General features: G+C 74.1%; 5 protein-coding genes and 1 pseudogene. 4 read left to right on the forward strand and 2 right to left on the reverse strand.

Annotated features, from left to right (window positions below; translation table 11 throughout):
- Positions 1-29 precede the first annotated feature (29 nt).
- Positions 30-1,577, reverse strand: a complete 1,548-nt coding sequence (locus LZG04_RS30035; RefSeq protein ID WP_233823189.1) for an aspartate aminotransferase family protein — start codon at positions 1,575-1,577, stop codon at positions 30-32.
- Positions 1,578-1,883: 306 nt separating this feature from the next.
- Between LZG04_RS30035 and LZG04_RS30040 the strand changes: the two genes are divergently transcribed.
- The 3 genes and pseudogenes from LZG04_RS30040 to LZG04_RS30050 all read left to right on the forward strand — a co-directional run bounded on the left by LZG04_RS30040 (position 1,884) and on the right by LZG04_RS30050 (position 22,395).
- Positions 1,884-15,323: a type I polyketide synthase gene (locus LZG04_RS30040; protein ID WP_233823191.1), complete on the forward strand. Its 13,440-nt coding sequence runs from the start codon at positions 1,884-1,886 to the stop codon at positions 15,321-15,323.
- Positions 15,324-15,365: 42 nt separating this feature from the next.
- A pseudogene (locus LZG04_RS30045) lies at positions 15,366-21,767 on the forward strand (thioester reductase domain-containing protein); the annotation flags it as partial.
- Positions 21,768-21,960: 193 nt separating this feature from the next.
- Entirely contained in the window at positions 21,961-22,395 is a 435-nt protein-coding gene (locus LZG04_RS30050; RefSeq protein WP_233823196.1) for a DUF4440 domain-containing protein, read from the forward strand.
- Here the strand turns inward: LZG04_RS30050 and LZG04_RS30055 are convergent.
- Positions 22,335-23,438, reverse strand: a complete 1,104-nt coding sequence (locus LZG04_RS30055; RefSeq protein ID WP_233823198.1) for a GlxA family transcriptional regulator — start codon at positions 23,436-23,438, stop codon at positions 22,335-22,337. The genes LZG04_RS30050 and LZG04_RS30055 overlap by 61 nt on opposite strands.
- A gap of 141 nt (positions 23,439-23,579) precedes the next feature.
- Here LZG04_RS30055 and LZG04_RS30060 point away from each other — a divergent pair, with 141 nt between their 5' ends.
- Positions 23,580-24,473, forward strand: coding sequence for an NAD(P)-dependent oxidoreductase (locus LZG04_RS30060; RefSeq protein ID WP_233823200.1), 894 nt, complete (start codon positions 23,580-23,582; stop codon positions 24,471-24,473).
- Positions 24,474-24,963: the final 490 nt, after the last annotated feature.

The raw sequence follows: 24,963 nt of genomic DNA on the forward strand, positions 1-24,963 counted from the left end.
CCGGTTGCCGGGCAGGCCGAAGCCACGGCTCAGCCGAGCAGGGCCTTGCCGTCACCGGCCTGGATCAGGCCGATCAGCCCGCGCAGGCCGGCTTCCGTCCGGGCGATCTCCTCGTCGGTGATGTGGATCGACGGCTCGAAGCGCAGGGTGCTGGTGGCACTGGCGGTGGGGAAGACCCGCATGTTGTGCTCGCGCAGCAGGTAGCCGGAGAACATGTAGCCGATCAGGCCGCCCTTCGCCTGCTCGGCGAGGATGTCGTCCTCGGAGTCGGACAGGTCGTGGAACTCCAGGCCGGTCATCAGCCCCTTGCCGCGCACGTCCTTGACGACGTCGCCGAACTCCTCGCGCAGCGAGTTCAGCATGGCGAGCAGCTTGTCGCCCCGCTCGGCCGCCTTCCGGTACGCCGCGCCGCCGTCGGCCTCCAGCATGTCCACGGCCTTCGAGGCGATGAGCGTGGAGAAGCTGTCCTTGGCGTACGTGGACGTGTGCAGCAGTTCGAAGTCGGTGCGGTAGATCGACGACCGGATCATCGTGACCGCCGCCTTGGCGACACCGCCGCCCAGGCTCTTGGCCAGGGTGATGTAGTCCCCGCGCAGGCCCAGGTGCGAGGCGGCGAAGAACGCGCCCGAACGGCCCATGCCGCTCTGCACCTCGTCCACGATGACCCGGATGCCGGCGGCGTCGAGCACCTCGCGCACGCGGGCCAGGGCGTCGGCGTCCAGGACGCGGATGCCCGCCTCACCCTGGATCGGCTCCAGGATGAACGCGCTGACCACCGGCAGCGGGCGCTCGACCACCCGGATCACGCCGCCGTCCACGGCGAGGTCGAACAGGGTGCGGTTCTCGGCGGCGATCGCCTCGGCCACGGCGTCGGGCTCCAGCGGCAGGAAGCGGCACTGCGCGGCCATGGCGCTGAACGGCGTGCGGTAGCTGACGTTGTGCGTGAGCTGGATGCTGCCCGCGAGCTTGCCGTGGAAGGAGCCGTTGGGTGCGAGGTAGACCGGCGACGTGGCGGCGCGCTCGGTGTTGGCGGCACGCAGGGCGGCGACGACCTCGTCGATGGTCGACCCGGACAGGGGTGACGCGTCCACCGTCGCGCCGGCGGCCGCCGCCGCCACCGCGGCCTCGATGTGGGCCTCGACCTCGGCGAGCGCCTCGCCGATCTTGAGCACCCGGTCCATCTCGGCGTGCTTGATGGCGACCTCGTTGGCCTCCGCGCCGCTGTTGGCGAAGATCACCTGGTAGTTCTCGTCGGTGCCGAGCTCGCGGCGCAGGATGGTGTTCAGCGTCCACGCGAGGTCGTTCGCGTAGGGGTGCCGGGAGAACTGCGCGTGGATCGGGCTGTCGCTGTCCAGCAGTGATTTCGTGAACTCGATGATCTCGGGGTTGTTGTGCCCGTGAATGGTCGACCCGTAGCCGCCGACCAGGTCGAGCACCTCGACCTCGGCGCCACTGGCGTCGCGGCGGAACAGGGAGTCCTTCTTCGACCTGGTGTATTCGACCCCGAGGCCCAGGGAGTCCAGCCAGCCGAACATGTACGGCTCGGCCAGTTCGGGCTTGTCGACCACTGGGTTCATCTTCAATCCCCAATCCACGTCCGGTTCTCGGGGCCGACCGTACCAACGTCCGGGAAAACGCCGTCTACATCTGGTCTAGTGCTGGTAACGACTCGTGTGACGACAGGTGTGGGGATTTTTCCCGATAATTTACCGGGCCGTTCCGGGATACGTCCGGACAAAATCCGGTAACCGGTCGGCCAAACCTTCGGTTTTACCGGTCGGAGACCGCTTGTGGATCGCCCGCCGGGACGTCGTGCCTAGTGTCGTAAGGGTTTGGGTCGGGGGAAACCCATCGGGTTTCGGCAAGCGGAGGGCAGACATCCCATGGCGAGTGGTCAGCATTTCCACGGCACTCAGGAAGAGGACGCGATCGCGATCATCGGGATGTCCTGCCTGCTGCCAGGGGCACCTGACGTGGCCGCGTTCTGGGAGTTGCTGCGGTCCGGGCGCGACGCGCTGACCGACATGCCCGCGCACCGCTGGGAACCGATCTCCGCCGATCCGGGCGACCCGGTGCGCCGAGGCGGTTTCCTGGACTCGATAGCCGATTTCGACGCGGCCTTCTTCGGCATCTCGCCGCGCGAGGCGAGGGTCATGGACCCGCAGCAGCGCCTGCTGCTGGAGCTGGCCTGGTCGGCGCTGGAGGACGCGGGGATCGTCGCCGCCGACCTGGAGGGGAGCCCGACCTCGGTCTACGTGGGCACCGCGCGCGAGGACTACGCGGGTCTGGTCTACCGGCAGGGCTCGCCGGTGATCACCCAGCACACCAACGCGGGCGTGCACCGCGGCGTCATCGCCAACCGCGTCTCCTACGCCCTGGGCCTGCGCGGCGCGAGCCTGACCGTCGACACCAGCCAGTCGTCGTCGCTGGTCGCGGTGCACCTGGCCGCCGAGGCGCTGCGCTCCGGTGACTCCGCGCTGGCGCTGGCCGCGGGCGTGAACCTCAACATCCTGGCCGAGACCGTGCTCGGCGCGGAGCGGTTCGGCGGGCTCTCACCCGACGGCCGTTGCCACACCTTCGACGCCAGGGCCAACGGCTACGCGCGCGGCGAGGGTGCCGCCGTGGTCGTGCTCAAGCCGCTGCGGGCGGCCCTCGCCGACGGCGACCGGGTGCACGGCGTGCTGCTGGGCAGCGCGGTGAACAACGACGGCGCGACCTCCGGGCTGACCGTGCCGAGCGCGCTCGCGCAGGAACAGGTGGTGCGGACGGCGCACCGCCGGGCGGGCGTGTCGCCGGACGAGGTGCAGTACGTGGAGCTGCACGGGACCGGCACCCCGGTGGGCGACCCGATCGAGGCCGCGGCGCTGGGCGCGTCGATCGGCAAGCTCAAGCGGTCCGGCGACCCGCTGGTGGTCGGCTCGGTGAAGACCAACATCGGCCACCTGGAGGCCGCGGCGGGCATCACCGGCCTGGTGAAGACGGTGCTGGCGATCAGCAACCGCGAACTGCCCCCGAGCCTGAACTTCGAGACGCCGAACCCGGCCATCCCGTTCGACGAGCTGAACATCTCCGTGGTCACCGACCGCTCGCCGTGGCCCCACCCGGACCGCAGGCTGGTCGCGGGCGTCAGCTCCTTCGGCATGGGCGGCACCAACTGCCACGTCGTCGTCGCCGAACCACCGACCGCCGGGTCCGTCGAGTCCGCCAGTGCTGATGGGGCGGCCGGGTCCGCCGGTTCCGCGGGGTCCGCCGACCTCGCCGGGTCCGGCGAGCACACCGGATCGACCGGGCCCACCGGACCCACCGGGCCGACCGGGTCCGCTGGGACCGGGCGGTCCGAGTCCCCGTTGCCGTTGCCGGTCGTCGTCTCCGGTCGGAGTGCGGAGGCGTTGCGCGCACAGGCCGAGCGGCTCTCGATCGCCGTCGAGGCCGGTGACGCCGACGTCGCCTCCATCGGTTGGTCCGCCCTGACCACGCGCACCCGGTTCCCCCACCGCGCCGCCGTCGTCGCCGCGGACCGCGACGAGCTGGTCGCCGGTCTGCGCGCACTGGCGGCGGACGCACCCGCCGCCGGGCTCGTCACCGGCGCGACCGCGACGGGCGCGACCGCGGGCGTGTTCACCGGCCAGGGCGCGCAGCGGGTCGGCATGGGCCTAGCGCTGCACGCCGCGTTCCCGGTCTACGCGCGGTCTTTCGACGAGGTCGTGGCGTTGCTGGACCCGTACCTGGACCGGCCGCTGCGCGAGGTGATCGAGAGCGGCGAGGACCTGGACCAGACCGGGTACACCCAGCCCGCGCTGTTCGCCGTCGAGGTGGCGCTGTTCCGGCTGTTCGAGTCCTGGGGCCTGCGCCCGGACTTCGTGCTGGGCCACTCCATCGGCGAGATCGCCGCCGCCCACGTCGCGGGCGTGCTGTCCCTGCCCGACGCCGTCGCGCTCGTCGCCGCACGCGGACGCCTCATGCAGGCGCTGCCCGAGGGCGGCGCGATGGTGGCCGTCGGCGCGACGGAGGACCAGGTCGCCGAGCACCTGTCCGACACCGTCGCGATCGCCGCCGTCAACGGCCCGCAAGCGGTCGTGCTCTCCGGTGACGAGGACGCCGTGCTCCAGGCCGCCGCGCGGCTGCGCGAGGCCGGGCACAAGACCAAGCGGCTCTCGGTGAGCCACGCGTTCCACTCCCACCGCATGGACGGGATGCTCGACGCCTTCCACGAGGTCGTGTCCGGCCTGGAGTTCCACCCGCCGCGGATCACGCTGGTCTCCACGGTGACCGGCCAGGTCGCCACCGCCGAGCTGCTGGCGTCCCCGGAGTACTGGGTGCGGCAGGTCCGCGCGACCGTCCGCTTCGCCGACGCCGCGCGCGTCCTGGAGGCGCAGGGCGTGCGCACGGTCGTCGAGTTCGGCCCGGACGGCGTGTGCTCGGCCATGGTCGCCGAGAGCGTCGTCGACCGGTCGGCGGTGCGGGCGGAGTCCGTGCTGCGCAAGGACCGGCCGGAGGCCCGCACCGCCATGACCGCGGTGGCCAGGCTCGTCGTGTCCGGCGTCGAGCTGGACTGGGCCGCGGTGTTCGCCGGCACGGGGGCACGTCGGGTCGACCTGCCCACCTACGCCTTCCAGCGGGAGCGCTACTGGGTCACCGAAGGCCCGGTCGACAACGCGCCCGCCCCCACGCGCGTCAGCCCCGCGCCCGCGGCGCCCCGTCCGGTCGCCGGCCGGTCCGCCCGCGCCGCCGACCTGGTGACCGCGCACGTCGCCGCCGTCCTGGGCTTGGCGCCCGGCAAGGCCGTCGAGGTCGACCTGCCGTTCCGCGACCTGGGCTTCACCTCGCTGATGACCGTGGAACTCGGTGACGCCCTCGCGGAGGCCACCGGGCTGAGCCTGCCGTCGAGCGCCCTGTACGACCACCCCACGCCGGCCGCGCTGGCCGCCTACCTCGACACCCGGCTCGGTGGCGGTGACGACGAGGTGGACGAGGTCGCCGCCGCCGGGTCGGACGACGAGCCGATCGCGATCGTCGGGATGGCGTGCCGCTACCCCGGCGGCATCTCCTCGCCCGAGGACCTGTGGAACCTGGTCGTCGGCAACGGCGACGCGATCTCCGGTTTCCCCACCGACCGAGGCTGGCCCGACGACCTGGTCGACCCCGACCCCGACGCGTCCGGCAAGAGCTCGGTGCGCGAGGGCGGCTTCCTGCACGACGCCGGCCGCTTCGACGCCGGGTTCTTCGGCATCTCGCCGCGCGAGGCGCAGGCGATGGACCCGCAGCAGCGGCTGCTGCTGGAGACCACGTGGGAGGCGCTGGAGCGGGCCGGCCTGGTCCCGCGCGACCTGCGCGGCTCCCGCACCGGCGTGTTCATCGGCGCCACCACGTTCGACTACGGCCCCCGGATGCACGACGCGCCCGCCAACGTCGAGGGGCACCTGCTCACCGGCGGCACCCCCAGCGTCATGTCCGGCCGCATCGCCTACCAGCTCGGCCTGCTCGGCCCCGCCATCACGGTGGACACCGCGTGCTCGTCGTCGCTGGTGGCGCTGCACCTGGCCGTGCAGTCGCTGCGCCGGGGCGAGACGTCGCTGGCGATCGCGGGCGGTGTGGCGGTGATGTCGACGCCGGGCATGTTCCTGGAGTTCTCCCGGCAGCAGGGCCTGGCGCCCGACGGCCGCTGCAAGTCCTTCGCCGCCGGCGCCGACGGCACCGCGTGGGCCGAGGGCGTGGGCCTGCTCGTGGTCGAGCGGCTGTCCGACGCCCGCCGCAACGGCCACCAGGTGCTGGCCGTGGTGCGCGGTTCGGCGGTCAACTCCGACGGCGCGTCCAACGGCCTGACCGCGCCGAGCGGCCTGGCGCAGCGGAGGGTGATCCGCCAGGCCCTCGCCGACGCCGGCCTCACGAGCGCCGACGTCGACGTGGTCGAGGCGCACGGCACCGGCACGAGCCTGGGCGACCCGATCGAGGCGGCGGCGCTGCTGGCGACCTACGGCGCGGACCGGGGCGACCGGGAGCCCGCGCTGCTCGGGTCGCTCAAGTCCAACATCGGCCACGCCCAGGCCGCGGCCGGCGTCGGCGGCGTGATCAAGATGATCCAGGCGATGCGCCACGGCCTCGTCCCGGCCACCCTGCACGTGGACGAGCCGACCCCGCACGTGGACTGGGCGTCGGGCGCGGTGTCGCTGGTGACCGCGAACCGGGACTGGCCGCGGACCGGGCAGCCGCGGCGCGCGGCGGTGTCGTCGTTCGGGATCAGCGGCACCAACGCCCACACCATCATCGAGGTGGAGCCGCAACCGCAACCACAAGTGAACCGGCCCGGCGGCGGTGACGCGACGCGCGCGCCCTGGGTGCTGTCCGCGCCGACCGGCGACGGCCTGCGGGCCCAGGCCGCGCGGCTGCGCGAGTTCGTGCTCGCCCGCCCGGACGCGCACCCGGCCGACGTCGGCCTCGCGCTGGCGACGACCCGCACCCCGTTCGCCCACCGCGCGGTGGTGCTCGGCTCGACCGCGCAGGACCGGCTGGACGGCCTGGCCGCCCTCGCCGCGGGTGACGCCTGGCCCACCGTGGTGCGCGGCACGGCGTCGAGCGGCAAGACCCTGCTGATGTTCACCGGGCAGGGCGCGCAGCGGCTCGGCATGGGCCAGGAGCTGCGTGCCGCGTTCCCGGTGTTCGCCGAGTCGTTCGACGAGATCGCCGCACACCTCGACCCGCACCTGGACCGACCCCTGCGCGAGGTCGTCGAGAGCGGCGACGAGCTGGACCAGACCCGCTACACCCAGCCCGCGCTGTTCGCGATCGAGGTGGCGCTGAGCCGGCTGGCCGCGCGTTACGGCGTGACGCCGGACCTCGTGGCCGGGCACTCGATCGGCGAGCTGGCCGCGGCGCACGTGGCCGGCGTGCTGTCCGCCGAGGACGCCGCGACGCTGGTCGCCGCCCGGGGCAGGCTGATGCAGGCCGCCCGGTCCGACGGCGCGATGATCGCCATCGAGGCCGAGCCCGACGCCGTCGCCGCCTCCATCGCCGAGCACGCCGGGCTGGTGGACATCGCCGCGGTGAACGGCCCGCGGGCGGTGGTGATCGCGGGTGACGCGGAGGTCGCGCACCGCGTCGCCCAGCAGTGGAAGGACAACGGCCACCGGGTGCGCGCGCTGCGGGTGAGCCACGCGTTCCACTCGCCGCACATGGACGGGATCCTCGACGAGTTCCGCGCGGTCGCCGAGGGCCTGACCTTCCACGCGCCCACCATCCCGGTCATCTCGACGGTCACCGGCGCGGTCGTCGCCCCGGAGCGGATCACGACCGCCGAATACTGGGTCGACCAGATCCGCTCGGCGGTGCGGTTCCACGACGCCGTGCTGACCGCGACCGGCCTGGGCGCGACCGTGCTGGTCGAGATCGGCCCGGACGCGGTGCTGACCGCGCAGGCGCGGGAGACCGTCGAGGCGGCCGACGTCACCGCGACCGCCGTGCCGCTGGCCCGCGCGGGCAAGCCGGAGGTCGACACCTTCGTCGCGGGCCTCGCGGGCGTGCACGCGGCCGGTCCCGAAGTCGACCTCACCCCGTTCTTCCCGGACGCCGTCCCCGCCGACCTGCCGACCTACGCGTTCCAGCGCGAGCACTTCTGGCTGGCCGCGGGCTCGCGCCCCGACGCGCGCGGCCTCGGCCTCGAACCGGCCGGGCACCCGCTGCTCGGCGGCGTGGTCGACGTGGCCGAGGACGGCAGCGCGGTGCTGACCGGCGTGCTGTCCACCAGGACGCACCCGTGGCTGGCCGACCACGTCATCGAGGGCGTGGCCCTGCTGCCCGCGACCGCCTTCCTGGAGCTGGCGTTCGCCGCCTGCGAGCACACCGGCGCCGAGCGGGTCGCGGAGCTGACGCTGGAGGCACCGCTGCCGCTGCCCGAGGGCGAGCCGGTGCGGGTGCAGGTCAGGGTGGCCGCCGCGGACGACACCGGCGCGCGCCGGTTCACCGTCCACTCGCGACCGATCGGCGACGACCCGGCCGCCGGCTGGACCGAGCACACCGCGGGCCTGCTGGGTTCCGCCGGGGAACGCCCCGCCGCGGCGGTGAAGCCGTGGCCGCCCGCGGGCGCGGTGGCCGAGCCGGTGGACGACGCCTACTCGGCGCTGGCCGGGCTCGGCTACGACTACGGCCCGGTGTTCCAGGGCCTGCGGTCGGTGTGGCGGGCCGGATCGGACCTGCTGGCCGAGGTCGCGCTGCCGGGCGCCGACCACGACGACCGGTTCGGGCTGCACCCCGCGCTGTTCGACGCGGCGCTGCACCCGCTGCTGCCCGACGCGGCACGCGGCCGCGACGAGATCCGGCTCCCGTTCGCCTGGGAGGGCGTCACCCTGCACACCCGCGGTGCCGCCGCCGCCCGGGTGCGGATCTCGCCGGTCGGGCGGGACGCGGTCCGGCTGGAGCTGACCGACACCACCGGCGCACCCGTCGTCACCGTCGAGTCGCTGACCCTGCGCGCGGTCTCCCGCGCCGTCATCGGCAAGGCGGGCAGGGGCAGCTCGCTGTTCGGCGTCACGTGGCCCGCGATCGCCACCCCCGGCGCCGGGTCGCTGACCCGGGCCGACCTGGCCGCCACCCTGGCCGACACCGAACGCGCCGACGTCGTGGTCGCCGCGCTGACCGCCGGCGGCGACTCGCCCGCCGACGCGCACGAGGCCACCGCGTCGGCCCTCGCGCTGGTGCAGGAGTGGCTGACCGACCAGCGGTTCGCCGACGCCACGCTGGTCCTGGTGACCGGCGGCGCGGTCGCCGCCCTGCCCGGCGACCGGGTCGACGACCTGGCGCACGCACCCCTGTGGGGCCTGGTCCGCGCGGCGCAGGCCGAGCACCCCGGCCGCCTGGTGCTGGTCGACACGGACGGCTCGGACGACGCCCTCGTCCTGGCCGCCGCGGCGAGCGGGGAACCGCAGGTCGCCATCCGCGCGGGCAGGCTGCACGCCGCCCGCCTGGCCCGTGCCGCGGGCGAGTCCGCGGCACGGTCGATCGACCCCGACGGCACCGTCGTGATCACCGGTGGCACCGGCGGCCTGGGCGCCCTGGTGGCCCGGCACCTGGTCGCCGAGCACGGCGTGCGGCACCTGCTGCTGGTCAGCCGGCGCGGCGAGGACAGCCCCGGCTGCGCCGAGCTGGTCGACGACCTGACCGCGTCGGGCGCGCGGGTCCGGGTCGCCGCGGCCGACGTCGCCGACCTGGACTCGCTGGCCGCCGCGCTGGCCCTGGTCCCGGCCGAGCACCCGCTCACCGCCGCGGTGCACACCGCGGGCGTCCTGGACGACGCGACGATCACGGCGCTGACCGCCGAGCAGGTCGCGACCGTGCTGCGGCCCAAGGTCGACGGCGCGTGGAACCTGCACACCCTGACCGCCGAGGACGACCTGGCCGCGTTCGTGCTGTTCTCGTCGGTCTCCGGGATCGTGGGCATGGCCGGGCAGGGCAACTACGCCGCCGCGAACACCTACCTCGACGCGCTGGCCGCGCACCGGGCCGCCGCCGGGCTGGCCGCGACCTCGCTGGCCTGGGGCCTGTGGGGCGCCGAGGCCGAGGGCATGGGCGCGACCCTGTCCGACGCGGACGTCCAGCGCTGGGTCCGCTCCGGCGTGCTGCCGCTGACGCCCGCGCAGGGTCTGGCGATGTTCGACGAGGCACTCCGCTCGGCCGACCCGCTGCTCGTGCCCGCCGCGCTGGACCTGGCGGCGGGCGGCGAGCGCCCGCGCCTGTGGCACGGCCTGGTCCGGCCCAAGCGGGTGGAACGCCGGGCGACCCCGGACGGCTGGGCCGCGCGGATCGCCGCGCTGCCCGAGGCCGAGCGGGCGCCCGCCGTGCTGGAGCTGGTGCGGAACACGGCCGCGTTGGCGCTGGGCCACACCTCGGGCGCGGCGGTCGAGCCGTCCCGGGCGTTCAAGGACCAGGGCTTCGACTCGCTGACCTCCGTGGAGCTGCGCAACCAGCTCAGCGCCGCGACGGGGGTGCGGCTGCCGTCCACCGTCGTGTTCGACCACCCGAGCCCGCAGGCGCTGAGCACGTACCTGCTGGGCCAGTTGGGCGGCGCGGACGCGGCCGCCGCGGAGGTCAGGGCCACCGTCGCCAGCGACGAGCCGATCGCGATCATCGGCATGGCCTGCCACTACCCGGGCGGTGTCCGCTCGCCGGAGGACCTGTGGCGGCTGGTCACCGAGGGCTCCGACGCCATCAGCGGGTTCCCGACCAACCGGGGCTGGGACCTCGAGCGGCTCTACGACCCGGACCCGGAGACGATCGGCACCTCCTACATCAAGGAGGGCGGCTTCCTGCACGACGCCGACCTGTTCGACCGGGACTTCTTCGGCATCTCCCCGCGCGAGGCCACCGCGACCGACCCCCAGCAGCGGTTGCTGCTGGAGACGGCCTGGAACGCCTTCGAGAGCGCCGCGATCGACCCGGCGACCCTGCGCGGCAGCAACACCGGCGTGTTCGTCGGCGCGATGTACGACGACTACGCCGCGCACCTGTCGTCCGTGCCACCGGAGTTCGAGGGATTCCTGTTGGTGGGCAACACCTCCAGCGTGATCTCCGGTCGCCTGGCCTACACCTACGGGCTCGAAGGTCCCGCGGTCACCGTCGACACGGCGTGCTCGTCCTCGCTGGTGGCCCTGCACCTGGCCGGGCAGGCGCTGCGGTCGGGCGAGTCGGACCTGGTGCTGGCGGGCGGTGTCACGGTGATGGCCGGGCCCGGCTCGTTCATCGAGTTCAGCAGGCAGCGCGGGCTGTCGCCGTCGGGCCGGTGCAAGTCGTTCTCCGCCGACGCCGACGGCACGGTGTGGAGCGAGGGCGTGGGCCTGCTGCTGCTGGAGCGGTTGTCCGACGCCGAGCGCAACGGGCACCGGGTGCTCGCGGTGCTGCGCGGTTCGGCGATCAACCAGGACGGCGCGTCCAACGGCCTCACCGCGCCCAACGGGCCGTCGCAGGAGCGCGTGATCCGGCAGGCGCTGGCGAACGCGGGCCTGAGCCCCGCCGACGTCGACGTCGTCGAGGCGCACGGCACCGGAACCCCGCTGGGCGACCCGATCGAGGCGCAGGCGCTGCTGGCCACCTACGGCGCCGCGCACGACCCGGACCGGCCGCTGTGGCTGGGCTCGCTGAAGTCCAACATCGGCCACTCGCAGGCGGCGGCCGGGGTCGGCGGCGTGATCAAGATGGTCGAGGCCATCCGGCACGCCACGCTGCCGCGCACGCTGCACGTCGACACGCCGTCCCCGCACGTGGACTGGTCGTCGGGCGCGTTGGCGCTGCTGACCGAGCAGCGCGAGTGGGACCGGGGCGGCGAGCCGCGCCGCGCGGCGGTGTCGTCGTTCGGCATCAGCGGCACCAACGCGCACGTGATCATCGAGCAGGCGCCACCGGCGCCGGCCGAGACCAGGCCGCCCGCCACCATCGAGCCGCCGGTGCTGCCGTGGCTGCTCTCGGGCAGCTCGGTCGCGGGCCTGCGGGCCCACGCGGCCCGGATCGGCGAGCTGCTGGCCGAGGGTGACGTCGAGCCGCTCGACGTCGCCCTGTCCCTGGCCACCACGCGGTCCGCGCTCGCGCACCGCGGCGTGGTCGTGGCCGCCGACCGCGACGAGCTGCTGCGCGGCCTGTCCGAGCTGGCCGCCGACGGCCCCGAAGCCGTGCGCGGGGTCCGCGCCGAGGGCCTGACCGCGTTCATGTTCACCGGCGGCGGCGCGCAGCGCGTGGGCATGGCCAAGCAGCTGTGCGACGTGTTCCCGGTGTTCCGGGACACCTTCCACGAGGTGTGCGACGAGCTGGACAAGGGCCTGCGCCGTCCGCTGCGCGAGGTCATCGACACCGGCGACGAGCTGGACAAGATCGACTACCTGCTGCCGGCGCTGTTCGCCGTGGGCGTCGCGCTGTTCCGCCAGCTCGCGGCGTGGGGCGTGCACCCGGACTACCTGATCGGCCACTCCACCGGCGAGCTGATCGCCGCGCACGTCGCCGGGGTGCTGTCCCTGCCGGATGCGGCCACGCTGGTCACCGCCCGCGGTCGCCTCATGCGCGACCTGCCCGAGGGCGGCGCGATGATCGCGATCCAGGCGACGGAGGAGGAGGTCGCCGAGACGCTGCCGGCGTCCGGCCGGGTGGTCATCGGCACGATCAACGGCCCGCAGTCGGTCGTCGTCTCCGGCGACACCGACGCCGCGGAGGAGGTCGCCGCGCTCTGGCAGGAACGCGGCCGCAAGACCCGGCGGCTGGCCGTCAGCGTGGCGTCGCACTCGCCCCGGATGGAGCCGATGCTCGAAGAGTTCCGGGCGGTCGCCGAGCAGTTGACGTTCCACCGCCCGACCATCCGGATCGTGTCGACGGTGACCGGCGAGGTCGAGACCGGCGACCGGTGGACCACCGCGGACTACTGGGTCGACCACGTGCGCCTGCCCGTGCGGTTCGTCGACGGCGTGCGCAAGCTGGAGGCCGAGGGCGTCAGCACCCTGCTGGAGCTGGGGCCCGACGGCGTGCTGGCCGCGATGGCGGCGGCCTGCGTGGAGCGCGCGGTGCCGATCCCGGCCATGCGCAACGGCCACGACGAGCCGCGGACCCTGGTCGGGGCGCTGGGCCTGCTGCACACCAGGGGCGTGCGGGTGGACTGGGAGGCGTTCTTCGCCGGCACCGGGGCGAAGGTGGTCGACCTGCCCACGTACCCGTTCCAGCGGGAGCGGTACTGGCTGGAGTCGCCCGGCCTGCCGGTGGCGTTCGGCCCGAAGCCGGGCGACCACCCGCTGCTGGGCGGAGCCGTGCGGTTGGCCGACACCGACGAGGTGTTGTTCGCCGGTGAGGTGTCGGTGGCCACGCACCCGTGGTTGGCCGAGCACACCGTGTCCGACGCCGTGGTGCTGCCCGCGTCGGCGCTCGTGGAGGCGGCTGCCTGGGCGGGCCGCGAGGTCGGCTGCCCGGTCGTGGCCGAGCTGACGGTCTCGGCCGTGCCCGCCGTGCCGGAGTCGGGCTTCGCGTCGGTGCAGGCCCGCGTCGGCGAGGCGGACGACAGCGGCAGGCGCGCGGTGTCCGTGCACGCCAAGGTGACCGAGGACGAGTGGGTCCGGGTGGCCACCGGTGTGCTCGCGGACGAGACCGCGGCGGGCGCCGCCCGACGCGGTGACGCCGCGACCGGGGTCGAGGTGCGGCTCGCCGACGAGCGAGCCCGGGACGCGAGCGGGTTCGGCCTGCACCCGACGTTGTTGCAGGAGGCCTTGGCGCTCGCGGGCGTCACCCGCGGCCACCTGGCCACGGCGTGGCAGGGGGTGCGGCTGCGCGCCACCGGCGTCGCGGTCGTGCGGGCGCACGTCACGTCGACGGGCGAGAACAGCGCGTCGGTGCTGCTGACCGACGCCGACGGCAACCCGGTCGCCGAGGTGGACTCGGTGACCTGGCGCGACCGGACGCCCGCCGACCTGGTCGGCGGCCCCGGCCCGACGCGGTCCCTGCACCGCCTGGAGTGGACCGCACTGGCGCTGACACCGGGCACGCCGCCGGTCACGTGGGCCGCCGTCGGCGGCGCTCGGACCGACCTGCCGGTGTTCGACGACATCGCCGCCGTCGCCGAGTCCGGGGTGCCGGCCGACGTGCTGCTGCTGAGCGTCGCCGCCGAGGGCGACGACCTCGCGGCGCGGACCCACGCCGTCACGTCGGACGTGCTGGCGTCGCTGCGCACGTGGCTGGCCGACGAGCGGTTGGCCCAGACCCGCCTGGTGGTGCTCACCAGGGACGCGGTGGTCGCCGCCGAGGCCGACGCCTGCGACCCGGCCACCGCCGCGCTGTGGGGCCTGGTCCGCTCGGCGCAGCAGGAGAACCCGGGTCGGATCGTCCTGGTGGACGCCGACACCGACACCGTCGACCTGGCGCTGGTGGCCGCGCTGCTCGACGGCGACGAGCCCGCCGTCGCCGTGCGCGGCGGCGAGGTGCTGGCGCCGCGCCTGGGCCGGGTCGGCGGACCCGCCGCGGACGGCGGCCAGGGCGGTTGGCCCACCTCGGGCACGGTCCTGATCACCGGCGGCACCGGGGCGTTGGGCGCGCAGGTCGCCCGTCACCTCGTGACCGAGCACGGCGTGCGGCGCCTGCTGCTGGTCAGCCGGTCCGGCGCGGACGCCGCGGGCGCGGAGGAGCTGCGGGAGGCGCTGACCGAACACGGCGCGTCCGTGGAGATCGCCGCGTGCGACGTCGCCGACCGGGACGCGCTGGCCGCGCTGCTGGCCGGCATCCCGGCCGAGCACCCGCTGAGCGCCGTGGTGCACGCGGCCGGGGTGCTCGACGGCAACCCGGTGACCGAGCTGGAGCCGGCGCAGCTGGCCCGCGTGCTGCGGTCCAAAGTGGACGGCGCGTGGCACCTGCACGAGCTCACCGAGGGCGTGGAGCTGTCGGCGTTCGTGCTCTTCTCCGCGCTGCTCGGCGTGTTCGGCGGTCCCGGGCAGGCCAACTACGCCGCGGCCAACGCGTTCCTGGACGGCCTGGCCCGGCACCGGGCGTCGCGCGGCCTGCGGGCGACCGCGCTGGGCTGGGGCCTGTGGCAGGCCGAGGGCGGCATCAGCTCCGGCGTGACCGAGGCCGACCTGACCCGGTTGCGCCGCGACGGGTTCGCCCCGGTCGAGGTGGCCCACGGGCTGGCCGTGCTCGACGCCGCGCTCGGGCTGCCCGACGCCGCGCTGACCGCGACCCCGCTCGACCTCGACGCCCTGCGTGCCGGCGGCGACGTCAACCCGCTGCTGCGCGGCCTGGCGCCGCTCACCGGGCGGACCGCGCGGGCGGGGGAGGACGACGGGGTGCCGCTGGTCGAACGGCTGGCCGAGCTGCCCGCCGACCAGCACGAGCCGACCGTCCTGCACCTGGTCCGCACCCAGGTGGCGGTGGTGCTCGGCCTGCGCGAAGCGGACGCCGTCGACCCCGAGCGGCCGTTCCAGGAGCTGGGCTTCGACTCGCTGACCGCGGTCGAGCTGCGCAACCGGCTCAGCGCGGCGGTGGGCGTGCGGCTGACCGCCACGATCGTGTTCGACTACCCGACGCCCGCCGCGCTGACCGCGTTCCTGCTCGGCGAGATCGCCCCGGACGGCGCGGCCCCGATCGCGTCGCCGGTGCTCGCGGAGCTGGACAAGCTCGAGGACGTGCTGTCCGCCATCGGCGAGGACGACGACAGCCGGGACACGATCACCGTCCGCCTGCAGACGATCCTCTCCCGCTGGATGGAGACCTGGAACAGCTCGGGCGTCGCCGACGCGACGGACCCGGCCATCGAGGAGGCCTCCACCGCGGAGCTGCTGGCGTTCATCGACAACCAACTCGGCCGAGCCGACAACTGAGACGTCCTGACGGGAGTCTGAGAGAAGACCATGGCGGATGAGAAGAAGCTCGCCGAGTACCTGAAATGGGTCACGGCCGACTTGCACAAGGCGCGCCAGCGCATCACCGAGCTGGAGTCGGGGCGGCAGGAGCCGGTGGCGATCGTGGGCATGGCCTGCCGCTACCCCGGCGGGGTCGCCTCGGCCGACGACCTGTGGCAGCTCGTGCTCGACGGCCAGGACGCGATCCGGGACTTCCCGACCGACCGGGGCTGGGACCTGGAGCGGTTGTTCGACGAGGACCCCGAGACCCCGGGCACGACCTACACCCGCGGGGGCGGGTTCCTCGACGGCGCCACCGAGTTCGACGCGGAGTTCTTCGGCATCTCCCCGCGCGAGGCGGTGTCGATGGACCCGCAGCAGCGGGTCGTGCTGGAGACCGCGTGGGAGACCTTCGAGGCCGCGGGCATCGACCCGACCGCGCTCAAGGGCGTCGACATCGGCGTGTTCGTCGGCGCGGGCGAGCAGACCTACCTGGGCCTGCACGGGCCGAGCGAGTTCGAGGGCTACCTGCTCACCGGCAAGCTCACCAGCGTGGTGTCCGGCCGGGTCGCCTACTCGTTCGGGTTCGAGGGCCCGGCGGTCACCGTCGACACCGCGTGCTCGTCGTCGCTGGTCGCGCTGCACATCGCCGCGCAGTCCGTGCGCTCCGGCGAGTCGAGCCTGGCGCTGGCGGGCGGCGTGACGATCAACGCGACCCCCGGCGGGTTCGTGGACTTCTCCCGCCAGCGGGGCCTCGCCGCCGACGGCCGGTGCAAGTCCTTCGCCGCGGCGGCCGACGGCACCATCTGGTCCGAGGGCGTCGGCCTGGTCCTGCTGGAACGGCTGTCCGACGCCCAGCGCAACGGGCACCGCGTGCTGGCGGTGCTGCGCGGCTCCGCGGTCAACCAGGACGGCGCGTCCAACGGCCTCGCCGCCCCCAACGGGCCGTCGCAGGAGCGGGTCATCCGCCGGGCGCTGGCGCAGGCGCGGCTGAACCCGGCCGACGTCGACGCCGTGGAGGCGCACGGCACCGGGACCAGGCTGGGCGACCCGATCGAGGCGCAGGCGCTGCTGGCCACCTACGGCGCCGCGCACGACGCGGAACGGCCGCTGTGGCTGGGTTCGCTGAAGTCCAACATCGGCCACGCGGTGGCGGCGTCCGGCATCGGCGGCGTCATCAAGATGGTGCAGGCGATCCGGCACGGCGTGCTGCCCAGGACGTTGCACGTGGACCAGCCCACCCCGCTGGTCGACTGGGACCGCGGCGGCGTCGAGCTGCTCACCGAGCAGCGGCCGTGGCCGGAGACGGGCCGGCCGCGCCGGGCGGGTGTGTCGTCCTTCGGCGTCAGCGGCACCAACGCGCACGTGATCCTGGAACAGGCGCCGGACGGCGGTGCGGAGGCCGCGCCGGAGACGCCGCTGCCGGTGGTGGCGTGGCCGCTGTCGGCGAAGACGCCGAGCGCCACCAGGGCCCAGGCGGGACGGCTGCTGTCGTTCGCCGAGCGGAACCCGGAGCTGTCGGCCGAGCGGATCGCCCAGTCGCTGGCCACGACCCGGGCCGCGCTGGACCACCGCGCGGTCGTGGTGGGCGCCGACCGGGAAGCACTGCTGACCGGCCTGCGCGCGCTGGCCGAGGACGACGGCGCGGTGCCGGTCCTGGCCGCCGGCCGGGGCGGGCTCGGCCTGCTGTTCACCGGCCAGGGTTCGCAGCGCGTCGGCATGGGCCTGCGGCTGCGGGAGGCGTTCCCGGTGTTCGCCGAGGCGTTCGACGCGGTGTGCGCCGCCGTCGACCCGCACCTGGACCGCCCGCTGCGGCAGGTGATCGCCGACGGCGACCGGCTCGACGAGACCGGGTACGCCCAGCCGGCGCTGTTCGCCTTCGAGGTCGCCACCGCGCGGCTCGTGCGGTCGTGGGGGGTGCGGCCGGACGTGCTGGTCGGCCACTCGGTCGGCGAGCTGGCCGCCGCGCACCTGGCCGGGGTGCTGTCGCTGGACGACGCCGCCGCCGTGGTCGCCGCGCGGGGCCGGTTGATGCAGCGGTTGCCGTCCGGCGGCGCCATGGTGGCGCTGCGGGCCACCCCGGAGGAGGTCGCGCCGCTGCTGGCGGGTCACGAGAGCAGCGCCGACCTCGCCGCGGTCAACGGGCCGTCGGCCGTGGTGGTCTCCGGTGACGAGGACGTGGTCACCGCGATCGCGGCCACCGTGGCGTCCTGGGGCCGCTCGACCAAGCGGCTCGTCGTCAGCCACGCCTTCCACTCCCCGCGGATGGAGCCGATGCTGGCCGAGTTCGGCGAGGTCGTCCGCGCGGTCACCTTCGCCGCGCCGACCGTGCCGATCATCTCCACGGTCACCGGCGAGATCGCGGGCGCGGACGTGCTGTGCACCCCCGAGTACTGGATCGACCAGGTGCGCCGGCCGGTGCGCTTCCTCGACGCCGTGCACCGCCTGGCCGACCAGGGCGTCACCGCGACGCTGGAGGTCGGCCCCGGTGCCGTGCTGACCGCGTTGGTCGGCGACGGCCTCGACGGCCGGGCCGCGGTCACGGCGGTCGCGGGCGTCCGGACCGGCGACGCCGAGCCCGTGGAGCTCCTCGACGCGGTGGGCCGGCTGTGGGCGGCGGGGGCCGAGGTCGACTGGGCCGGCTACCTGGCGCCGTCCGGCGCGACGGCGGGCCCGCTGCCGAGCTACGCCTTCCAGCGCAGGCGCTACTGGCTGGAACCGGCCGCGATGCGCGGCGACGGCCAGGGCGGACCGGTGTCGGACCACCCGCTGCTGGAGGCCCCGGTCGAGGTCGCCGGTCGCGACGAGGTGCTGCTCTCCGGCGCGCTGTCGACGTCCGTCGCGCCGTGGCTGGGCGAGCACCGCCTGTTCGGCGGCCGCGTCGTGCCGTCCTCGGTGCTGCTGGAGATGGCGGTGCGGGCCGGCGACGAGGTCGGCTGCCCGCACGTCGACGAGCTGGTGGTCGGCGAGCAGGTGGTGCTGCCGGAGCGGGCCAGGCTGCGCGTGCAGCTCACCGTGGAGGCGCCGGACGACGCCGGCAGACGCCGGATCAGCGTGCACACCGGCGCGGACGAGGACCGTCCCGTGTGGACACTGGCGGCCCGGGGCGTGCTCAGCCCCCGCTTGACCGCCGCCGAGGACCTGATCGAGTGGCCGCCGTCCGGCGCCGAGCCGCTGGACGTGGACCTGTTGCTGCGCCACCGCGCCGACGCCGGGTTCGCGCTCGGCCCGACGTTCTCCGGCCTGGTGGCCGCGTGGCGGCGGGACGGCGAGCTGTTCGCGGAGGTGCGGCTGCCCGTCGACGCCAAGGCGGACGGGTTCGGCGTGCACCCCGCGCTGCTCGACGCCGCGCTGCACCCCGCCGCGCTGCTCACCGGGCACCCCGGCCTCGTCGTGGAGTGGCGCGGGGTGACCGTGCACGCGGTGGGCGCCACCGCCGCCCGGGTCCGGATCACCCCGGCCGAGGACGGCGCGGTGTCGGTGCTGCTGGCCGACGCGTCGGGCGCACCGCTGGCACACGCGGCGGGCGTGGTCACCCGGCCCGCGAGCGAGGACGAGGTCGGCACCGCGCTGGCCCGCCCGGGCGACGCGCTGTTCCGCGTGGCGTGGACGCCGGTCATCCCGGCGGGGCTGCCCGGCCCGGCCGGCCTGGCCGTGGTGGACGCCGGCGGCGGCACCCTGCCGTGGCCGCAGCGGTTCTCCGGGCTGGACGAGGCGCTGTCGGCCGCCGGGACGTTCACCGGCCTGGTCGCGCCGATGCTGTCGGCCGCGTCGGACGACGCGGAGGGCACGGTCGCCGACCGGGCGCAGGCCGCCGTCGTGCGGGCGTTGGACCTGGTGCGCGCCTGGAACGACGACGAGCGCTCCGCGGACGTGCCGCTGGTGCTGCTGACCCGGCAGGCCGTCGACGCCGACGACGCGCCGACCGACCTGGCCGCGGCCGGGGTCTGGGGCCTGCTGCGCTCGGCCCAGTCGGAGATGCCCGGCCGGTTCCGGCTGATCGACATCGACGACGACCCGGCGTCGCTGTCCGCGTTGCCCGCCGCGATCGCCACGGGGGAGGCGCAACTGGCCGTGCGCGCCGGCTCGGTGGCCGTGCCGAGGCTGGCCCGCCTCGCACCGGGACGTGCCGCGTCACCGTGGCGACCGGGCGGCACGGTCCTGATCACCGGTGGCACCGGCGCGCTGGGCGCGTTGTTCGCCCGGCACCTCGTCCGCGCGCACGGCGTCACCGACCTGCTGCTGATCAGCCGCAGCGGCCCGGCCGCACCGGGCGCGAGCGAGCTGGCCGACGAGCTGGCCACGCTCGGCGCGCGGGTGACGATCACCGCCTGCGACGCCGCCGACCGCGAGTCGCTCGCCTCCGTGCTGGCCGCCGTGCCCGCCGAGCACCCGCTCACCGGTGTCGTGCACACGGCGGGCGTCCTCGACGACGGCATGATCTCCTCCCTGGACGCCGACCACGTCGCCAGGGTGTTGCGGCCCAAGGTGCACGCCGCGTGGAACCTGCACGAGCTGACCCGGGACGCGGACCTGTCGGCCTTCGTGCTGTTCTCCTCGGTCGCCGGCGTCATCGGCGGTTCGGGCCAGGGCGCCTACGCCGCCGCCAACACCTTCCTCGACGCGCTGGCCGCGCACCGGGCGGGCGCCGGGCTCGCGGCGACCTCGCTGGTGTGGGGCCTGTGGTCGCACTCGGGCGGCATGGGCGGCAACCTCACCGAGGCCGACCTCAAGCGCATCGCCCGCACCGGGCTGCTGCCGATCAACGCCGACGACGGCCTCACCCTGTTCGACGCCGCACTGCGGGCCGGGCGCCCGGCGCCGGTGGTGACGCCGCTGGACGTGCGGGCGATGGCCGCCCGACCCACCGCGGTGCCGCTGCTGTTCACCGCGCTGGCCAGGGTCACGTCCCGACGGGCCACGCGGGGCGCGGCCGAGGCCGAGCCGCTGTCCCGGCGGCTGGCCGGGCAGTCCGAGCAGCGGCAGCGGGAGCTCGTGGGCGAGCTGGTCCGCGCCGAGGTCGCCTCGGTCCTGGGCCACGCCGACGCCTCGGCGATCGGCGACGACCAGCTCTTCGCCGACCTCGGCTTCGACTCGCTGATCTCGGTGGAGCTGCGCAACAGGCTGGCCGCGCACGTCGGCGTGCGGCTGCCCGCGTCGTTGGTCTTCGAGCACCCGACGCCCGCCGCGCTCACCGAGTTCCTGCGCACCACCGCGGGCGCGACGGTCGGCGGTGACGACGCCGGCACGGGGGTGGACTTCGAGCGGGAGGTGGTGCTCGACGACGACGTGGTCGCCGCCGACACCGTGGTCGCCGTCGCCACCGATCCCCGGGAGGTCCTGCTGACCGGCGCCACCGGGTTCCTCGGGGCGTTCCTGCTGCGCGACCTCGTCCGCCGCACCGACGCGGTCGTGCACTGCCTCGTGCGCGGGGCCGACCAGGCCGACGCGGAGCGCAGGCTGCGGGAGAACCTGGAGTGGTACGAGCTGGCGGGCGAGATCGACCCCGCCCGGGTGGTCGTGCACGTCGGCGACCTCACCTCCCACCGGCTCGGCCTGGGGGAGGGGGTGTTCGACGACCTCGCCCGCCGGGTCGACGCCGTCTTCCACGCCGGGGCCACGGTGAGCTGGGTGCGCCCGTACACCGACCTCAAGCGCTCGAACGTGACCGGCACCGTCGAGGTGCTGCGGCTGGCCGCGCGCCACCGCACGGTCCCGGTGCACTACGTGTCGACCACGGGCGTGTTCGCCGCTTCGCCGGACGACGAGCCGGTGGGCGTCACCGACCCGACCGGACCCGCGCACCTGCTGCGCAACGGCTACCTGCAGAGCAAGTGGGTGGCGGAGGGCATCCTCGGGATCGCCCGCGACCGCGGCGTCCCGGTGTCGGTGTACCGGGTCGACGTGGTCAGCGGTGACCGCGAGAGCGGCGCGTGCCAGACCAAGGACTTCGTCTGGCTCAGCCTCAAGGGCCTGTTGCAGGCCGGGTCGGTCCCGGACCGGTTGACCGGGCGCACCCACCTCGTCCCGGTGGACTACGTCAGCGGGGCCATCACCGCGCTGGCCGTGCGCGAGTCCTCGGTCAACGGCACGTTCCACCTCTTCAACGAGCAGTCCATGTCGTTCGGCGACCTCGTCGAGCACTTGCGGGCGTTCGGGTACGACCTGCCCGAAACCGACTGGGACGCCTGGCGGGCGAGGATCGCCGCCGACCGCGACAACGCGGTCACCCCGTTGTTCGACTCCTTCGAGGAGCTCAACTCCGAGGGCGCGCGGCCGACCTATCCGCCGATGGACGTCTCGGACACGGAGAAGGCGTTGGCGGGCAGCGGGATCACCTGCCCGCCGATCGACCGGGCATTGTTCAACAGGTACGTGGACTTCTTCGTCCGCAAGGGCTACTTCCCCGCTCCGGGGAAGTGATCACAGGCACGGCCGCACCGCGAGCCGAATCTCGGCTTGGTGTCAAACGGGTAATCGCCGCAGCTCCCCGCGGGGTTCGGCGGCGATTACCCGACTGCGGCCGACCGGTGTCCGACCGCCGGTAGCGTCCAACTCGGCGTTGCCCGACACCGCGCCGAGGACATCCGACAAAGAGAACGGGAGTGGGCTGACCATGGCCTCCGACAAAAACCGCCTGGCCACTGACGTCGACACGCACCAGGAAATGTTCAACATCGCGTTCAACGCGGGCGACGTGGATGCGGTCAACGCCCTGTACGTCGATCACGCGATCGGCATGTGGGAGCCCGGCAAGCCGGTCCAGGGCCAGGCGCGCCGCGACTACGTCGAGCACTTCATCAAGACCCGCAACGCGACCGTCGAGGCGACCGTGCTCAACCAGATGGTCAACGGCGACATCGCCATGGTGGTGGTGGAGTGGGAGATGGACACCACCCGCGACGGCAAGCCGGAGAAGCTCAGCGGCCTCGCGGTCGACGTGCTCCAGCGCAGTGAGGACGGCGGCTGGCGTTACGTGATCGACAACGCCTATGCCGGCAACGGCCCTTGGCCGGCGGAGAGCTCGTTCCCCACGCCCCCGAAGCCCTGACGCGGCGCGGGCGCCGACCATCGCGTCAGCGGGTCGGCGCCCCGCTCGGTCGCCTTGCGGGCGCGGGCTCCCGTGCCCAGCGAGTGCCGGTAGTCGGTGGGCGTGACGCCGACGTGCGCGGTGAAGTGCCTGCGGAGGTTGGTCGCCGTGCCGAGACCGCTGGCCTCGCTGACCCGTTCGATCGGCAGGTCGGTGGTCTCCAGCAGGCTCTGGGCGCGGGACAGGCGCTGGTTGAGCAACCACTTCAACGGGGTGAGCCCGGTGGTCGCCTGGAACTTGCGGAAGAACGTGCGGGGGCTCATGCCCGCCCGCTTGGCCATCGCGTCCACGGTGAGCGGCTGGTCGAGGTTGCCCGCGGCCCAGTCCATCGCCATCGCCAACGTGTCGTCGTCGTCCTCGGGCATGGTCAGGTCGACGAACTGCGCCTGCCCGCCGGGGCGGTGGCCGGCCACGACCATCCGGCGGGCCAACTGGCCCGCCACGTACGCGCCGAGGTCGCGGCGCACCAGGTGCAGGCACAGGTCCAGGCCCGCGGTCATGCCCGCGCTGGTGAGGACGTCACCGTCGTCGACGTAGAGCACCGCGTCCTCGACCTGCACCCGCGGGTAGCGCTTGGCGAGGTCGGAGGTGTGCATCCAGTGCGTGGTGGCCCTGCGGCCGTCGAGCAGGCCCGCCTCGGCGAGGGCGAACGCCCCGCTGCACAACGACACCATGCGCGCGCCGGCCGCGGCCGCCTCGCGCAGCGCCTCCACGAACTCCGGGGCCACCGGGGCGTCGCCCCGCAGCACCTCGTCCGGGACCGACGGGACGATGACGGTGTCGGCGACGACCAAGTCGTCGAGCCCGTGGGTGCCGCGCACCGAGAAACCGCGCGCCACGGGCTCCTGCTCGGTGACCGTGCAAAGTTTCAATTCATACCAGGGATCGGCGAGATCGGGTTGCGGATCACCGAAGACCGCGTTCGCGATGGCGGCCTCGTAGACCTCGCAGACCTGCATGTCGGTGCCGTTGATCACAGCGATGGCCACCACACCCGGACCCATGGTCGCGAGTGTACGGCAGGAATCGTTCGAAGAAGGTCAGGTTCGCCGCTGGTCGGTTGCCCGGGCCGATGAAAACGTTGCAGGACGCCGACAACAAGCCGCGTCGTGTGAACCGACGCGGACTGAACAGGAGTGAATGTGATGTCCAACCCCAATGCCGCTCAGGCGCCGGTCACCGTGATCGGCCTGGGCCTGATGGGTCAGGCATTGGCCGCCGCGTTCCTCGGGAACGGGCACCCGACCACCGTGTGGAACCGGTCGGCGCACAAGGCCGACGAACTCGTCGGCAAGGGCGCGGTCCTGGCGCCGTCGGTCAAGGACGCGATCGAGGCCAGCCCGCTGGTCGTCATCTGCGTCTCGGACTACGACTCGGTGCACGAGCTGCTGGACCCGGTGGAGGGCTCGCTCGCGGGCCGCACGCTGGTCAACATGACCAGCGCCAGCTCCTCGCAGGCCCGCGGCATGGCGAAGTGGGCGGAAGGCAAGGTCGGCGCGTACATCGACAGCGCGATCATGGCCATCCCGCCGGGCATCGCCACCGACGAGGCCATCATGCTGTACTGCGGCCCGAAGTCGGCGTTCGACCAGCACGCGGAGACCCTGAAGGTGCTCGCCCCCGCGGGGACCACCTACCTCGGTGAGGACCACGGTCTCGCCTCGCTGCACGACGTCTCGCTGCTCACCATGATGTGGGGCGTCGAGAACAGCTTCCTGCACGGTGTCGCGCTGCTGGGCACCGCGGGCGTGAAGGCGACCGAGTACCTGCCGCTGGCCAAGGCGCTCGCCGTGATGACGCTGGGCTTCATCGAGGCCTACGCCGAGCAGATCGACTCGGGCGACTGGCCCGCCGAGGACTCCACCATCGACACGCACGTCGACGCGATGGACCACCTGCTCGACGAGAGCCGGGAGCTCGGCGTCAACACCGAGTGGCCCGCGCTCATCACCGCGTTGGGCAAGCGCGCGATCGCCGAGGGCCACGGCCCCGCCAGCTACGCCGCGATGGTCGAGGTGTTCCGCAAGCCCTCCGCCTGACCCCTCCCCGCCGCGGCGCGCACCGCACCGTGCGCGCCGCGGCGGTGTGCTCCACCCGAGCGGTCGACCCGTAATCGCCTCCGAAAAGGACGGCGCCGGGTCGACCGCTATTCGGCGTTGATCCGAAAAGTCCCGCCCGCGCCCAACGCCGAACGTCGCTCACAAAACGATTCGCGACGGTTCCTCGCGTGCACCCATCGGTGTTCGAAGTAACCCGAATGGGTTAGGTAACGGTTCGATCACGGCCGAGTCGAGCCGGTCGCCGAATGCGCTCCGTGCGCTAGCCTGGCCGCAGTCACTCGAATGCAGGACGGCTGAACGGGGTCACCACCCCTTGTCGTCACACAAAGTAACGACGTTGCCGATGGTCGCTCAGCTATCGCCACGCGCCCATCGCAAAAAAGCGTCGGCACATAGCTCGACACATCAGCGAGGTCGTGGTCGCATAACGCGCCGTGTCCGATCGATTACGCCTAACTATCGCACGCGT

Origin of the sequence: Saccharothrix sp. S26, assembly GCF_021390395.1 — a bacterium.
Classification (GTDB): domain Bacteria; phylum Actinomycetota; class Actinomycetes; order Mycobacteriales; family Pseudonocardiaceae; genus Actinosynnema.

Bases quoted from the DNA above. Each gene is read 5' to 3' on its own strand.
- LZG04_RS30035 (WP_233823189.1), bottom strand. From the start codon at position 1,577: ATGAACCCAGTGGTCGACAAGCCCGAACTGGCCGAGCCGTACATGTTC.
- LZG04_RS30060 (WP_233823200.1), top strand. From the start codon at position 23,580: ATGTCCAACCCCAATGCCGCTCAGGCGCCGGTCACCGTGATCGGCCTG.
- LZG04_RS30040 (WP_233823191.1), top strand. From the start codon at position 1,884: ATGGCGAGTGGTCAGCATTTCCACGGCACTCAGGAAGAGGACGCGATC.
- LZG04_RS30055 (WP_233823198.1), bottom strand. From the start codon at position 23,438: ATGGGTCCGGGTGTGGTGGCCATCGCTGTGATCAACGGCACCGACATG.
- LZG04_RS30050 (WP_233823196.1), top strand. From the start codon at position 21,961: ATGGCCTCCGACAAAAACCGCCTGGCCACTGACGTCGACACGCACCAG.